Origin of the sequence: Roseovarius sp., from assembly GCF_018066915.1 — a bacterium.
Taxonomy (GTDB): domain Bacteria; phylum Pseudomonadota; class Alphaproteobacteria; order Rhodobacterales; family Rhodobacteraceae; genus Roseovarius.
The window spans coordinates 1-14,585 of the sequence record NZ_JAGPVV010000187.1; the positions used below are offsets into that span (position 1 = coordinate 1).

Consider the following 14,585-nt stretch of genomic DNA (forward strand, 5'->3'; position numbering starts at 1 on the left):
GATTTGGACAGGACTGGAGAGACCGGCGCGACACAGGACGCGCAGGGGGTGGAGCTGAGCCTACGCCGTGACGCAGACCTTATGGATGTCGGGATACCTGGTGAGGCGTCAGTGCAGGGTCATGCTGGCGGGCTCGATGTCGAAGTAGGTGATAAAGCCGCAGATGAGCTGGCTCTCATATTCTTCGATATCGGAAAGACGCCAACGGGTAGTCGTTCCGCCCAGCTTGACCGGGGCCGGGAACTCGCCGTTCCGCTTCCAGCGCCAAATCGTGTCCTTCGAGACGCTGAAGCGCTTTGCGACTTGCTCGACGGACAAATAGAGATTAGTAGTATTTAATGGCACTCGGGGTCTCCTTGAGTTGCGCACACGACTTCTTACCCCGTCGGCTGTTTTCTAGGCTCCCGACGAAGGTTGGATGTGTGCAGGTTGTGGTATTTCCTCTTATAGCAAGATTTTCATCGGATTGCCGTAGGATTCTGCGTTGAGTGCGAATTTTCCTATGTCGGTGTGTCCGCCTGAGCGCGGATTACGCCGACCCTCGCTCGGAAATCGTCATGCACTGATAGACCGAAACACCAGCAACAGATGCAGGCTGTTGCATCGAATGGCATGCAATGGCGCAAATGTTGGTGGCATTTATGGTGGCAGGAATTGCGCGCCAAAATTAAATCACCACTAAAACAAAGGCTTAAATGAAAATATGGCGGAAGCTCAGGGATTCGAACCCTGGGTACCTCTCGGTACGCTGGTTTTCAAGACCAGTGCAATCGACCACTCTGCCAAGCTTCCGTGCCGTGCGTGGGGCGTCTATCGGGTTGTTCCGACGTCGCAACCGCTTGTGGTTCGACCGTGCCTACAGAGGTCCGGGCGATTCTGAAAGGGGGGGATGCCGGGGAAAATCGCGCATCGCCCGCCTGCGCACTTTTCACGCGGGGGGCAAGGCGCTAGAGTGCGGGCGCGCGACAGGACCGGGACGATAACAGGCAAGACCGGACCACCGGCAAACGACGCCGACCGCTTGCGCATACGGGCATGGGGCAAAGGGCAAGGGGCAAGAGATGACAGTTGCGGAACAGGGCAAGGGCGGACAGGTGCGGCTGACGCGGCTCGTCCTCGTCGGTGCGGCGATGGTGGTGCTGGCGGGATGCGAGGAGGGTGCGCCATCCTGGCTCAAACCTGACAGCGCCCGGCAATCCTCGGCAGAGGGGGCCGCGCCCGCGCGCACCTCGGTCAAGCTGGTGGAGCGTGACGTCGAGGCGCCCGATGTGTTCCAAGTCACCGACATGGGGCTCTGGGATGGGCGGCCATCGCTCGGCGGGGTCTGGGTGGCCCATCCTGATGTCAAGGAACCCGAGCGGGTGATCATCCGCAGCACGGCGGATTCGAAATTCGTGATCGGCGCGCTTTTCCGGCGCGCGCGTGACATTCCCGGCCCGGCGTTGCAGGTGTCTTCGGACGCCGCCGCCGCCCTTGGCATGCTGGCCGGGGCCCCGGTCCAGCTCAATGTAACCGCGCTTCGCCGGGAAGAGGCCAAGGAAGAAACTCCGGAGCCCGAAGCAGCCCCGGATGCGGCCGTGACCCTTGCTGCCCCGGCAGACATCGAGGCGACGGCACTCGAGCCTGTGGCCGGGGCCGCAGCGGCGATAGACGCGGCTGAGGCGGCTGAGGCTGCGGCACCCGCGCCTCAAACCACGGCTGCGGCGGCACCGAACCCAACGCCTGCCGCGGCACCCACACCGGCACCTGCCCGGACATCGAGCCTCGACAAGCCCTTTATCCAGATCGGGATTTTCAGCGTCGAGGAGAACGCCCGCAACACCGCGACCGCAATGCGACAGGCCGGGATGGTGCCCACGGTGCTGGAGCAAAACAGTCAGGGCAAGGCCTTTTGGCGGGTGATCGTGGGGCCCGCGACCAATGCCTCGGAGCGGGCCGCCCTGCTCAAGAAGATCCAAGGCATCGGTTTTGAAGACGCCTATGCCGTAACCAACTGAGATCAGGAGGGTCTGATGCGCCTTATCCGCCACATTGCCGCCGCCACGCTCTGCCTTGGGGTGGCACTTCCTGCGCAGGCCTTTGAGACCAGTGCCAAGGCCGCCTATGTCATGGACGTAACCACCGGCACGGTGCTGCTCGACAAGAACGCCGATACGCCCATGCCGCCTGCGTCGATGTCGAAGCTGATGACGCTTTACGTGGCCTTCGAGGCGGTGCGCAGCGGGAGGTTGACGCTGGATGAACGTCTGCCCGTGTCCGAGCACGCCATGAGCTATGGTGGCTCGACCATGTTTCTGGACACCACCGACCGGGTGCGGGTCGAGGATCTGTTGCGCGGGATCATCGTTCTGTCCGGGAATGACGCCTGCGCCGTGATCGCCGAGGCGCTGAGCCCCGACGGGACCGAGGCGGGGTTTGCCCGATTCATGACGCAGCGCGCGCAGCAATTGGGCATGACCAATTCCATGTTCCGCAACGCCAGCGGCTGGCCCGCCGAGGGCCATGTCATGAGCATGCGTGATCTGGCCCTGCTCGCACGGCACATCATCGAGGATTTCCCCGAGTTCTACCCGATGTTTGCCGAGACCGAATTTCGTTTTGACGGCCGCGCGCCCAGCAACATCAGCAATCGCAACCCGCTGCTCGGGCTGGGGATCGGGGCGGATGGCCTCAAGACCGGTCATACCGAACAGGCGGGCTTTGGCCTGACCGGATCGGCCAAACAGGGCGACCGGCGCGTCGTCTTCGTGATCTCGGGACTGGCCACCGCTGAGGACCGCGCGCGCGAATCCGAGTCGATCGTGAACTGGGCCTTTCGGCAATTCGCGCAGAAATCCGTGCTCACAGCGGGCGAGGAAGTGGCGCGTGCCGAGGTCTGGATGGGCGAGGCGACAAGCGTGGGCCTGACCGTGGCCGAGGATGTCTCGACCCTGTTGCCGGTGCTCGATGGCGGCGAGTTGAAGGGCGAGGTGGTCTATACCGGGCCAGTGCGTGCGCCCGTGGCCAAGGGCGATGTGCTGGCGGAACTGGTCTTTGCGCCCGAGGGCCTGCCTAAAACGCGCGTGCCGCTGGTCGCCGCCGAAGATGTGGCACAGGGCGGGTTCATGACCCGGATGCGCACGGTCTCGGGTTTGCTTCTGGCGCGGTTGCAACAGGGCCCCGAGGGGGCGCTTTGAGCGGGCAGGGGCTGTTTCTCAGTTTCGAAGGGATCGACGGGTCGGGCAAATCCACGCAGGCGCGGCGGCTGGCCGAGGCGTTGCGCGCCATGGGCCGCGACGTCGTGCTGACGCGCGAACCGGGCGGCAGTCCGGGGGCCGAGGAAATCCGGCGTCTGGTGCTCGAAGGCGACAAGGACCGCTGGTCCGCCGAAACGGAAATCCTGCTCTTTACCGCCGCGCGGCGCGACCATCTGGAGCGGGTGATTGCACCCGCTCTGGCGCGTGGCGCGGTGGTGATCTGCGACCGCTTTGCCGATAGCACGCGGATGTATCAGGGTCTAGGGCGGAGCGATCTGCGCGGGCTGGTGGATCAGTTGCATGCCCTGATGATCGGGCGGGAGCCGGATCTGACGCTGCTGATTGATATCGACCCTGGCGTGGGTCTGGGCCGGGCGCTGTCGCGTGGCGGGGCCGAGGCGCGGTTCGAGTCGTTCGGCGAGGGGATGCAGGCGCGGATGCGCACCGGGTTTCTGGCCCTCGCGCAGGAATTCGCCCCGAGGTTTGCGGTGATCGACGGCGCGCGCGATTTGGACGCGGTGGCCGAGGATGTAGCCCGCGTGGTGCAGGCGCATCTACCATGAGCGAAGATGGCCTCTTGCCGGAACCGGACCGCGTCGAGGGGGCGCCGCACCCGCGTGAGACGGCGCAGCTTTTTGGCCAAGGCACCGCAGAGGCAGAGTTTCTCGATGCGTTCAACACCGGGCGGCTGCATCACGGGTGGCTGATCACCGGGCCACGTGGTGTGGGCAAGGCGACGCTGGCGTGGCGGATCGCGCGGTTTTTGCTGGCCACACCGCTGGTTCAGGAGGAAGGGCTATTTGGCGCACCGCCGCCACCCGCAACGCTGGACATCGCCCCGGATCATCCGGTGTCTCGGCGTTTGCTTGCGCTGTCTGATCCGGGGCTGTTTTTGCTGCGGCGCGGACCGACCGACAAGGGCGACAGGCTGGCCGCCGAAATCCGTGTCTCCGAGGTGCGGCGTTTGGGCAATTTCTTTGCCCTCTCGGCTGCCGATGGTGGGCGGCGGGTGGTGATCGTCGATGCGGCGGATGATCTCAACACCCAAGCGGCCAATGCCATCCTCAAGATGCTGGAAGAGCCACCCGCGCGCACGGTGATGTTGCTCGTATCGCATCAGCCCTCTGGTCTCTTGCCGACCATCCGCTCGCGCTGTCGCACGCTGCGGCTGGCCCCTCTGGGACCGCAAGAGATTTCGCGGGCGCTGGAGCAGGCGGGCATCGCACCCGAAGGCGATCCGGCGGCACTGGCGGAATTGTCGGGCGGCTCGGTCGGGGCTGCGGTGCGGCTGCTCAATCTGGGGGGCCTCAAACTCTACGCCGAGCTTGTGGGCTTGCTGGAGAGCCTGCCGCGCCTTGACCGCCCCCGTGCCCTGCGACTGGCCGAGGCGGCGGCGACGCGGGGGGCAGAAGAGCGGCTTGATCTGCTGTTTTCTTTGACAGACCTTTTGCTGGCGCGTCTGGCGCGGGCTGGGGCCACCGGCCACGCACCACGCGCCGAGGCGGCAGCCGGAGAGGCGGCGCTTTTGGCACGGCTGGCGCCCGATGCCCGCAAGGGGCGCGATTGGGCGGACTGTGCCGAGGCGATTGGCGCGCGCGCGCGTCATGGGCGGGCGGTCAACCTTGACCCTGCCAGCCTGGTCCTAGATACGGTGTTCAGGATTCAGCAAACCGCCGGGGCCTGAGCCCCCGCCCGAGGACAGGCATGAGCACCGACATTCGCATCACCGACAGCCATTGCCACCTCGACTTTCCCGATTTCGACGAGGAGCGGGATGCGGTGATTGCCCGCGCCGTGGCGGCAGGCGTTCACCGAATGGTGACAATCTGCACCCGTCTGGAGCAGGAACCGCGCGTGCGTGCGATTGCCGAGGCCCATGAAGCGGTTTTCTATGCGGCGGGAATTCACCCGATGCGCGCGGCAGAGAGCCCGTTGGTGACAGTCGATGAGCTGGTGAAATTTGCCGAACACCCCAAGTTTGTCGGCATCGGCGAGACCGGCCTTGATTATCACTACACCGCCGAGAGCGCCGAGGTGCAAAAAACCAGCCTGCGCGTGCATATCGAGGCGGCGCGACGCACGGGCCTTCCGCTCATCATCCATGCCCGCGATGCGGATGACGACATGGCCCGTATCCTGAGCGAGGAATATCGCAACGGGGCCTATACCTGCGTCATGCATTGCTTTTCCTCCAGTGCCGCATTGGCCCACGCCGCGCTTGATCTGGGGTTTTACCTGTCGATGTCAGGCATCGCCGCGTTCCCCAAGAGCCAGGAGTTGCGCGATATTTTCGCGAGCGCCCCGGTAGACCGAATTCTCTTGGAAACCGACGCGCCCTATCTGGCACCGCCCCCCTATCGCGGTCGCCGCAACGAGCCTGGCTATACGCTGCACACGGGCCAGAAGGGGGCGGAGGTCTTTGGCATGGACTGGGCCGCCTTTGCCGCGCAGACCGAAGCCAATTTCGAGCGGCTCTTTACCAAGGCGGTGCTGTGATGGCCGAGGTGCGCTTTACCATTCTGGGCTGTGGATCGTCCGGCGGCGTGCCGCGCTTGGGCGGGCATTGGGGCGAGTGTGACCCCACCAACCCACGCAACACCCGCCGCCGTTGTTCGCTGCTGATCGAGCGGGAGAGCGAAGGTGGCATCACCCGCGTGTTGATCGACAGCTCGCCCGACTTGCGCGCGCAACTGCTCGACGCAGGGATCGGCGCGCTTGATGCGGTGGTCTATACCCACGCCCACGCGGATCATGTGCATGGCATCGACGACCTGCGAATGATCGTTTTCAACATGCGCCAGCGTTTGCCTGTTTGGGCTGATGGTGACACGCAAAACGCGCTCTATGCGCGCTTTGGTTATGCGTTTGTCCAACCCGAAGACAGCCCCTATCCCCCAATTCTCGACATGCACACGATTGACGGCCCGTTCGAGATCGAGGGTGCGGGCGGGGCGATCCGGCTGATCCCGTTTCAGGTCAATCATGGCTCGATTGACGCTCTTGGCTTTCGCGTGGGGGATCTGGCCTATCTGCCCGATGTGGCCGCCATCCCCGAGGATGTTTGGCCGGTGTTGAGCGGGCTTGATTGCTGGATTCTGGATGCGCTGCGCCGCACGCCCCATCCTACACATGCCCATCTTGCGCTGTCGCTCGAGTGGATCGCCCGCGCCGCCCCGCGCCGGGCGGTGCTGACCAATATGCATATCGACCTTGATTATCAGACCGTGGAAGAGGAAACGCCTGCGCATGTGACCCCCGCCTACGACGGGATGATCCTGCGTTATACGGTCTGAGCGCGATGCAGGCGCTGTTTGAAATCATCCTGCCGGTCTTTCTGGTGATCGGCTTTGGCTATCTCGCGGTCTGGCGACGCTGGTTCAGTCAGGCGGGTGTGGATGGCCTGATGAGTTTCACCCAGAAATTCGCCATTCCCTGTTTGCTCTTCACCGCCATATCGCGGCTTGATCTGGGGCAAAGTTTCGATTGGCGGCTGTTGCTCAGTTTCTATGTGGGCGCCAGTTCCGGCTTTGCGCTCGGGCTTTTTGGAGCGCGGCTGATCTTTGGCCGGACATGGGAGGACGCGGTTGCCATCGGCTTTTGCTGCCTCTTTTCCAACTCGCTCTTGTTGGGTCTGCCGATCATGGAGCGCGCTTATGGCACCGATGCTTTGGCCGCGAATTTCGCCATTATCGCGGTGCATTCGCCATTCTGCTACGGTCTTGGCATCACCGTGATGGAAATCGTCAAGGCGCGGGGCACGGCGGGGCCGCAGGTCGTGGTCAAGGTGCTCAAGGCGATGTTTTCCAACACGCTTATCATGGGGGTTGCAGCGGGGTTCGTTGTCAACCTGTCGGGGCTTGTGCTGCCCGCGCCGGTTGAGGACGGTCTTGATCTCATGGCGCGCGCGGCGCTGCCGGCGGCGCTCTTTGGTTTGGGCGGCGTGCTGGTGCAATACCGCCCCGAAGGTGATCTGCGCGTCATCCTCTATGTCTGCCTGATTTCGCTGGTGGCGCATCCGGCGATCACCTTTGGCCTTGGTCTCGGGATCGGGCTACCGGTTGAGGGCGTGCGCTCTGCGGTGGTGACGGCGGCGATGGCACCGGGGGTCAATGCCTATGTCTTTGCCAATATCTATGGCCATGCCAAGCGGGTTGCGGCGTCGAGCGTGCTCTTGTCCACGGGGCTCACGATTGTCACAGCTTGGGTCTGGTTGCAGATCTTGCCCTGAGCCAAGGCACTTGGAGCGGCTTCAACGCATCCAGAAGCCGTTACGTTTGATCGTGTTGCGGATCACCTGTTCGCGGCGGGGCAGGTCGTTCTGGTCAAAAAGCGCCCTCACCTTTGCGCCACGCCCCTGATAGATCATCCGCTTGGCGGGATCGTAATTCTTGAGCACGCGCTTGATCTTGTTCGGGGCCGTCACTTCTTGCAGAACCTCGACCACGTGATCGGCCTCGCGCGCGTAGAGCAGCGGCAAGAGCCGGTAATGACAACTGATCGCGCCATCCAATAGGCCGGGTGGCAGCGTGTCACGTCCGCCGCCAAGCGAATGGATCACCAAGGGCAGCGCCACCTGATCGAGCCATGGGTCAAGCGATTGGCAGATCAATTCGCGCGGGGCGTCATCGCGGATGCTGAGCGCGTAGTCGAGAAAGCGTTGACCAAAGACATGCGGGCATTGGTAGAAAAAGAACCCTGCGTTGAAATAGAGATAGTGCTGCCAGTAGCCATCGGGTTGGCTGGGGTCGAGCGAGGTTTCGAAATCAAGGCCGAACCGATCATAGAGCGATTTCCAAATCTGGGTATAGCTGGGACCATAAAGCTCGATCTGCGGCCAGGTGCCTTCGCGGCGCAAGGATGCCGTGGGGCGGCTGAAATCGAAAGGCACCGTTTCGAGATCGCCACAGATCAGCGTATCGGTGTCGAAAAACACAAAGGGCTCTCCCTTGGGCAGGGCAAAGAGCGCCTCGATCTTGTTGCCATAGGGATAGGCCGCGCCGAAATGGCGGCTCTCGAAAGGGAGGAATTCCGCGCCCAGATCAGCCAAGAGCGCGCGGCTGTCCTCATCCTTGATGCGCGGATCATCCCGCCAAAGTGGCCCCGGCTGCGGCTCTGCCACAAAGAGACGCCCCGCAAAGCCGGGAGAGGTGGCGCGCAGCGAAGCGGCAAAGAGAATGGCCTCGAATTGCAAACGGCCAGCCTGACCGACGATCAGGATATTATAGCTCTGGGGCGCCTGTTTCTTGGGGGCCATTCTTGTGGTGATCCTGCCTGACTGCCGCCGTCACTATGGGGTTTTCCATGGCGCAGATAAAGCGGTTATCGCAGGGCGCCGCCGCGCGCGGATCAAAAGCGAAGGGTCAAACCCGCAAGTGGGCCCGAAAATGTCGCGTCGAACTTGCGGCCACTCTTGCTGTAATCCACGTAAAGATGCCGGTAACCCGCCGAGAGCCAAAGCCGATCATTGGCCTGCCAGTTGAGCGTGCCAACAAGCTGCGAGGTCATGTCAGAACCCCCGCCAAAGCCGCCGACATCGGCATAACCGATAAAGGACCACCGGTCCGAGAGGCGAATATTGGTGCGCGCGGCGAGGATCGGATCGGTGAAACTCACGTCGATGCCGCCAGCAAGGCCCGGCACCGGCGTTGTCGCGCGCCCCTCGACCCGCCAATGGCGCAGACCGGCCATGATATCGACCGTCGCATCCGGTGTTGTCAGCGCCCGGTAGCCTGCGGTGAGCGTGAGCGATGTCTGTTCGATCCGTCCGCGCGCAGGCAGGCCGGGGGCAGGGGGTGGTAGCGGCACGGTTCCGCGCCGGGAACTGGCCGAGTGCGAGATGTCCCCCATCACGACGAACCGCTGGTAGCGGGCATACCCCGTTAGGAAAAGCGCCCGGTCAAGGTCTTCGAGAACGTCCGACAGCCCCTCGTCGAACCGCAATGACGGGCCGCCTGCGCGCGGCGTGATCGTGCCGCCGATCCCCGTTCCCCACGCGTAGGGCGTGATCTGGGCGCTCCAGTCCTGTGCATGCGCAGGGGCATCGAGGCTCAGGATCGTGCAGACGGCCAGCAGAGTGTTTCTCATTAGAGCATGTCCTTCACGACCGTCCCGCCCTTGAGGATCATGGCAAGGCTCTGCTCGGGCTGATCCAACCAGTCAAGCGCTGCCTCGGGATCACCCTCGACCACCAAAAGATCGGCCATTGCCCCCTCGGCAATCACGCCCAAGCGGCCCTCATAGCCCACGCGGTCCCCGGACATGGCCAGCAAATCGCCCGCCGCCCCCGTCGCCATGCGCAACGCCTCGAGCGGGGGCATGAAACGGGTCAGCTTGGCGAGTTGCCGCCCCTGACTGCTGGCTCCGGTGGGGTTCATCAGGATGTCGGTGCCAAAGGCCATATTGACCCCCTCGGCGCGGCCCATTTCAAACGCTTGCACGGTGCCTGCGGACACCTCTTCCTGCTTGGCGCGTTGCACGGGATCGGTGCGGGGATTGGCATCCTCATCCATCAAAAAGGGCTGGATCGACCACCACGCGCCTGCATCGCGCATCATCCGCACGGTTTCCAGGTCCGCCAATTGCCCGTGCTCGATTGATTTCACCCCGGCACGCAGCGCGCGCTGGATGCCTTTGGGCGTGTAGACATGAGCACAGACATAGGTGCCCCAATCCGTCGCAGCCTCGACGGCGGCGCGCATTTCATCTTCGGTATATTGCAGGCTCTCGAGTGGATCATAGAGCGAGGTGACACCACCCCCTGCCATGATCTTGATCTGGCTCGCGCCCTTCATCAACTGCTCGCGGGTGCGGCGCAGAACCTCGGCGCGCCCGTCGGCAATGGCCACCACGCCGACCCGCTCGCTATAGCTCAAATCGCCATCGACGCGGGGCAACTCCGAGGTCATGCGAAAATCGCCATGCCCCGAGGTCTGAGACAGCATGGCACCCGAGGCAAGGATGCGCGGACCGGGCAGGACACCCCTGTCTATCGCCAGCTTGAGGCCAAAGGCGGGCCCCCCTGTATCGCGCACCGTCGTGAACCCGCGCAAGAGCGTGGCCCCTGCCTCGCGCCCCGCCATCAGATGCACAAAGCCGATATCGGCGGTCATCGCCTGAAGTTGCGTCACGCTGACAAGCGTGCTGTGCCAATGCGCGTCGATCAGGCCCGGAATGACCGCGCGCCCGCCGCAGTCGATGCGCTCGGCCTCGGCTGGCCCTTGTCCTGTCGGGGGCAGGGCGGTGATCCGCGCGCCCTCGATCAGAATGTCGCGCCCTTGGATCAGTGCAGGGCTGTGACCGTCAAAATACCGCAGATTGCTGAGGAGGAGCGGGCGTCCGGGCGTTTGAGCCCGCGCGCGGTGCGGCGTGAGGCCAAACCCTGCGAAGAGACCTAGGACAGCCGCCGTTCCGCCCAGCATGGCGCGCCGATTCAAATCCGCCTCGATCCGGGCAAAAGCCGCCTGTGTGCTCGGGGCACCGCAAAGGCAGCAATCAACCGCGGATTGGGTCTCGCCAAGAGCATGGCTGCAAATCTGGCACATGGGTTTCGCCTCTTGGCCGGTTATCTGGATGCAAGGCATGGATCGCCCCGCCCGACATAAGGTAGGGATCAGCGCGCCTGCGTCAACTAAAAGCGCCGCCAATGGGTGCGGTCCCATGGGGCGGACCGAGTGAGCCATTGTTTGAGTCATTGAAATCATGGGGGAAAGTGGTGGGCGACCCAGGAATCGAACCTGGCGTGCGTCTCCGCGAGGGAGTTACAGTCCCCTGCCACACCTTGCGGCCTGTCGCCCACTTTCCCAGCACTTGCGCGCCGGACGTGGGGGGCTGATTACTAGTGGCCGCCTGCTGCGTCAACCGGAAAATCGCTTGCATGGCGTGCCTGCCCGTCGCATTGTCGCGGGCCGGAAAAGAGGGGCCTGACAGCCATGAAAAAACCCCGTTGGGTGATCGACAAAGAGCAGGCCAAGCGCGCGGCGGCCTCTGAAACCGTATGGCTTTTTGGCCTGCATGCGGTGCGCGACGCGCTGGAAAATCCCGCCCGCGAAAAGCTGCGCCTGATCGTGACTAAGAATGCCGCCGACAAGCTGGAGGCGGCGATTGCGGCCAGTGGGATCACCCCCGAAGAGGTGGACCCGCGCAAATTCAATGCGCCGCTTGATCCCGGTTCGGTGCATCAGGGGGCCGCTCTCGAGGTCAAGCCGCTGGATTGGGGGCCAATGGGCGAGGTCTGTCTGGGCGATGGCCGCACAGCACCGCGCGTGGTGCTGTTGGACCGGGTGACAGACCCGCATAACGTGGGCGCAATCCTGCGCTCTGCCGAGGTATTCGGCGCGCGGGCGGTCATCGCCCCCCGCCACCACGCCGCCCCCGAGACCGGCGCATTGGCCAAGACCGCCAGTGGCGCGCTGGAACGGCAGCCCTATCTGCGGGTGCGCAATCTGGCCGATGCGATCATCGAGTTGCAGGCGATGGGCTATCTGGTGCTGGGGCTGGCAGGTGAGGCGGAGATGAGCATCGAGGCCGCGATGGAGGGCAAGCGTGACCGGCCTGTTGCCCTTGTGCTCGGGGCCGAAGGACCGGGGCTGCGCGAACGCACGCGCGAGGTCTGCGATGCGTTGGTGCGGATCGAGTTCGCCAATGATTTCGGCTCGCTCAACGTGTCCAACGCGGCGGCGGTGGCCCTCTACGCCGCACGCGCCTGAGGGCGGGCGGCGGCATCCTCAAAGGCGGGGATGAACCGCCCCTTGATCATCCAACTGAGACCAAAGGCGCAGAGGCCGAGGGCTTCAAACAGGAACGTCAGGCGCAGGCTGTCCCAGAACGCTTCGATGCTCTGCGCAAGAGCAAGCGGCAGGATCATCTCGAGCAGCGCCGCCTTGACCGCAAGCACGCCCACCACGGCAAAGATGATCCGTCCAAGCGTGCGATACCACTGATTGCGCCGGTCCTTGCGGTTGCCCGCGAGGCGCGCTGCGGTGGTGTTGTCGCGGGTGAAGACATAGGTCGAGAAATACCCCAGCACGAGAAACATTACCCCTGCCGCGCCAAAGTGCATCATGTGAAGGGCTGTGGGCACATCTGGGCCGATGGGGGCGAAACTGGCCCAAAAGTCATAGCTGATCGTGCCCTCGACCGTGCCGCCCGGCGGGTGAAACCCCTCTGAGCCGCTTGTATCGGTCAGGAACACGCGCGCCACTTGGCCTGTATATGCACAGCCCGAGCCGGTGGTGGGCACAAAGGCGACGATCACGGCAGCCACTCCCGCGAGCTTGAGCAGCGCCACATCATACCAGTGCCAGCCCAAGCAGCCCTCGCGCCCCGGCGCGCGAAAGCTGTAAAAGAACATCAGCAAGAGACCGATAAAGCTGAGGGCGCCGACAAGGATATCCCCGCCGATCCGGCTAAAATAGTAATGGCTGATCGAGGCGTTGAAGCAGGTGTTGGTCAGCATCGACACCAGCCCGAGCGACACCGGCAGACCAAGCGCCACATAGCCAACGCCCAGATTGAGGCGACGCAGGTCGATGTCGAACGGCAGATCGCGCAGGTCGGGGGCGGGCTGATTGGTATCGGTCATCGGGCATGTCCTTGCTCAGGCAGGCACGGCAAGAGTAGCGCAGCTTTGCCGCAACCCGAAACGCTTTTACGCCTCAGGCGGCGTCCTCTTCGTCTTCCGCGTCCGGTGCGGTCCAGCGATTGACGTAATCGGACTGATAGACTTTGTCCGCCGATTTGGTCGAGCGTTTGGGCTTGCGCACGGCATAGTCAAGGATGATGCCCCCCTCGGCCAAGGACCCCGACAGGCGCGGGCGCTTGCCGGTCACGTTGGGATTGGTCGTCGTCACCACCTTGCGGGCATGGGCGGGCTTGATCGGTTGCAGCGCACAGTGCAGCACTTCATATCCCAGCGTCGCCTCCCAAAAGCCATACACCATCTCGGGGTTGATCTGGTAAAACGAGTGGTTGACCCAATTGTTGCACGGGCTGTGCCCGATCAGAACACCGCCGGGTTTCAGCATCTTGTGGATGTTGCGATAGGCTGTGGGCAAATCAAAGATATGCTCACAGGTGCCGCCATCATAGATCACGTCGAACTTGCGCTCGAGTTTCTTGGGCAGATCGGCGCTCAGGTCCTGAATGATGCTGGCCTTTTCGAAATCTGACACATCCATCGAGTCAACCGAGGTAAAGCCGAGCTTCTCAAAGAATGGTTCCGAATAGGTCTCGCCCTCGGGGATGAGATCAGCCTCGCTGACGCCCGGCATGTGATCGGCCAGCACCTGCGCAAAGACCCGCGACGATGCACCCCGCCGCGACCCGATCCAGCGTTGCCGCCCCAGCATGAGGAAGCTGCCGCTCAGGTCGTGGCCCTTGACCGTTTCGATCAGCCGGGCGGCGAGGGTATCGGCAAGGGCCATGCATTTTATCTCCGGTGATCCGGCCTCTGAAGCCGGGAGTTTTCTAGCCGCTCGAGCGCGCCCTAGCCGCACCTTGCGGCTTTTACCTGTGCGGATCAAGGCCCTCAGCCATTATCAGAGCGCCGTCCCGATCCGGACAGCCGGGCTTGACCCTCGGGCTTGGCTCTACTAATTAGCCACCGTGCGCGGGCGTTGTGTAATGGTAAGACCCTTGCCTTCCAAGCAAGAGACGCGGGTTCGATTCCCGCCGCCCGCTCCAGACAATTCCAATCCAATTCCCCCTGCGGCTGATCTGTCCCCTTGACCCCGGCGTGATCGCCCGCCAAGAACCTTGGCCAACGGATGAGGAATTAAGACCTATGGTGCGCAGGGCCGAAAACGGGGCTGATCTGCTGGATCGCGAGAAATCGAAACGTGTCGGTGCATTGGCCGAGTTGTGGCCCTTTCTGCGCCCCTATCGTCGATTGTTGAGCGCGGCGATTCTGGCGCTTGTCATCACCGCCACCGTGGCGCTGATGCTGCCGCTCGCGGTGCGCCGAGTGGTGGACAATTTCAGCGCCGAGAATGGCACCATCCTCGATCAGTATTTCGCAGCGGCGGTGATTATCGCGGCGCTGCTGGCGGTGGGCACCGGCTTGCGGTATCTGCTTGTCACACGGTTGGGCGAGCGGGTTGTCGCAGACATTCGCAAGGCGGTGTTCGACCGGGTGATCGGCATGAGCCCGGCTTTTTTCGAGAGGCTGATGACCGGCGAGGTTCTCAGCCGGATCACCACAGATACCACGCTCATTCTCTCGGTCATCGGGTCATCGGTCTCGATCGCGCTACGCAATCTGCTGATCCTGATTGGCGGCATGGGGCTTATGATGCTGACGTCGGCCAAGCTGACGGGGCTCGTTCTCTTGATCGTGCCTCTGGTGATCGTGCC

Annotated in this window: 15 protein-coding genes and 3 tRNA genes; 10 read left to right on the top strand and 8 right to left on the bottom strand. The window is 63.4% G+C overall.

From position 1 onward, the window contains the following. Positions 1 to 108 precede the first annotated feature (108 nt). Positions 109 to 345, bottom strand: a complete 237-nt coding sequence (locus tag KBT70_RS10135) for a helix-turn-helix domain-containing protein (protein WP_296632283.1) — start codon at positions 343 to 345, stop codon at positions 109 to 111. Positions 346 to 704: 359 nt separating this feature from the next. Further along, positions 705 to 792: transfer RNA gene (locus tag KBT70_RS10140), tRNA-Ser, on the bottom strand. Positions 793 to 1,061: 269 nt separating this feature from the next. On the opposite strand from KBT70_RS10140, the gene KBT70_RS10145 reads away from it, so the two are divergent. From KBT70_RS10145 to KBT70_RS10175, 7 genes are read left to right on the top strand one after another with little or no spacing between them, the layout of a single operon-like run. Next, positions 1,062 to 1,997, top strand: a complete 936-nt coding sequence (locus KBT70_RS10145; RefSeq protein ID WP_296632287.1) for an SPOR domain-containing protein — start codon at positions 1,062 to 1,064, stop codon at positions 1,995 to 1,997. Positions 1,998 to 2,012: 15 nt separating this feature from the next. Further along, complete coding sequence (locus KBT70_RS10150; protein WP_296632290.1) at positions 2,013 to 3,176, top strand: D-alanyl-D-alanine carboxypeptidase family protein; 1,164 nt, start codon at positions 2,013 to 2,015, stop codon at positions 3,174 to 3,176. Then, positions 3,173 to 3,799 carry a dTMP kinase gene (gene tmk / locus KBT70_RS10155; RefSeq protein WP_296632292.1) on the top strand — a complete coding sequence of 209 codons (627 nt, stop codon included), beginning with the start codon at positions 3,173 to 3,175 and terminating at the stop codon, positions 3,797 to 3,799. Before KBT70_RS10150 ends, tmk begins: the two co-directional genes overlap by 4 nt. Then, the gene (locus KBT70_RS10160; protein WP_296632294.1) at positions 3,796 to 4,920 is read left to right on the top strand and encodes a DNA polymerase III subunit delta'; all 1,125 of its coding nucleotides are present in this window, start codon (positions 3,796 to 3,798) and stop codon (positions 4,918 to 4,920) included. Before tmk ends, KBT70_RS10160 begins: the two co-directional genes overlap by 4 nt. 20 nt (positions 4,921 to 4,940) lie before the next feature. Next, positions 4,941 to 5,732, top strand: coding sequence for a TatD family hydrolase (locus KBT70_RS10165; RefSeq protein WP_296632297.1), 792 nt, complete (start codon positions 4,941 to 4,943; stop codon positions 5,730 to 5,732). After that, positions 5,732 to 6,529, top strand: coding sequence for an MBL fold metallo-hydrolase (locus KBT70_RS10170; RefSeq protein WP_296632300.1), 798 nt, complete (start codon positions 5,732 to 5,734; stop codon positions 6,527 to 6,529). Before KBT70_RS10165 ends, KBT70_RS10170 begins: the two co-directional genes overlap by 1 nt. Before the next feature lie 5 nt (positions 6,530 to 6,534). After that, positions 6,535 to 7,464: an AEC family transporter gene (locus KBT70_RS10175; RefSeq protein ID WP_296632303.1), complete on the top strand. Its 930-nt coding sequence runs from the start codon at positions 6,535 to 6,537 to the stop codon at positions 7,462 to 7,464. Between the two features lie 21 nt (positions 7,465 to 7,485). Here the strand turns inward: KBT70_RS10175 and KBT70_RS10180 are convergent, their stop codons facing one another. The 4 genes from KBT70_RS10180 to KBT70_RS10195 all read right to left on the bottom strand — a co-directional run bounded on the left by KBT70_RS10180 (position 7,486) and on the right by KBT70_RS10195 (position 11,029). Further along, positions 7,486 to 8,490, bottom strand: a complete 1,005-nt coding sequence (locus KBT70_RS10180; RefSeq protein ID WP_296632306.1) for a hypothetical protein — start codon at positions 8,488 to 8,490, stop codon at positions 7,486 to 7,488. 92 nt (positions 8,491 to 8,582) lie between these two features. Then, on the bottom strand, positions 8,583 to 9,320 hold the full coding sequence (locus KBT70_RS10185; protein ID WP_296632309.1) for a hypothetical protein: 738 nt from the start codon (positions 9,318 to 9,320) through the stop codon (positions 8,583 to 8,585). Then, a complete protein-coding gene (locus KBT70_RS10190; RefSeq protein WP_296632313.1) occupies positions 9,320 to 10,777 on the bottom strand; it encodes an amidohydrolase family protein in 1,458 nt (485 codons plus the stop codon). Before KBT70_RS10190 ends, KBT70_RS10185 begins: the two co-directional genes overlap by 1 nt. A gap of 168 nt (positions 10,778 to 10,945) precedes the next feature. Beyond that, a tRNA-Tyr gene (locus KBT70_RS10195) sits at positions 10,946 to 11,029 on the bottom strand. Between the two features lie 135 nt (positions 11,030 to 11,164). Here KBT70_RS10195 and rlmB point away from each other — a divergent pair. Continuing rightward, the gene (gene rlmB, locus KBT70_RS10200) at positions 11,165 to 11,941 is read left to right on the top strand and encodes a 23S rRNA (guanosine(2251)-2'-O)-methyltransferase RlmB (protein ID WP_296632316.1); all 777 of its coding nucleotides are present in this window, start codon (positions 11,165 to 11,167) and stop codon (positions 11,939 to 11,941) included. On the opposite strand, the gene KBT70_RS10205 is transcribed toward rlmB, so the two are convergent. Continuing rightward, positions 11,923 to 12,816, bottom strand: coding sequence for a hypothetical protein (locus KBT70_RS10205; protein WP_296632320.1), 894 nt, complete (start codon positions 12,814 to 12,816; stop codon positions 11,923 to 11,925). The two genes, rlmB and KBT70_RS10205, sit on opposite strands and share 19 nt — an antisense overlap. Before the next feature lie 73 nt (positions 12,817 to 12,889). Then, positions 12,890 to 13,657, bottom strand: a complete 768-nt coding sequence (locus KBT70_RS10210) for a class I SAM-dependent methyltransferase (RefSeq protein WP_296632323.1) — start codon at positions 13,655 to 13,657, stop codon at positions 12,890 to 12,892. 185 nt (positions 13,658 to 13,842) lie between these two features. Between KBT70_RS10210 and KBT70_RS10215 the strand changes: the two genes are divergently transcribed. Continuing rightward, positions 13,843 to 13,916, top strand: a tRNA-Gly gene (locus KBT70_RS10215). 100 nt (positions 13,917 to 14,016) lie between these two features. After that, positions 14,017 to 14,585: ABC transporter transmembrane domain-containing protein (locus KBT70_RS10220; protein WP_296632326.1), on the top strand; the 569-nt coding region annotated here is incomplete at its 3' end.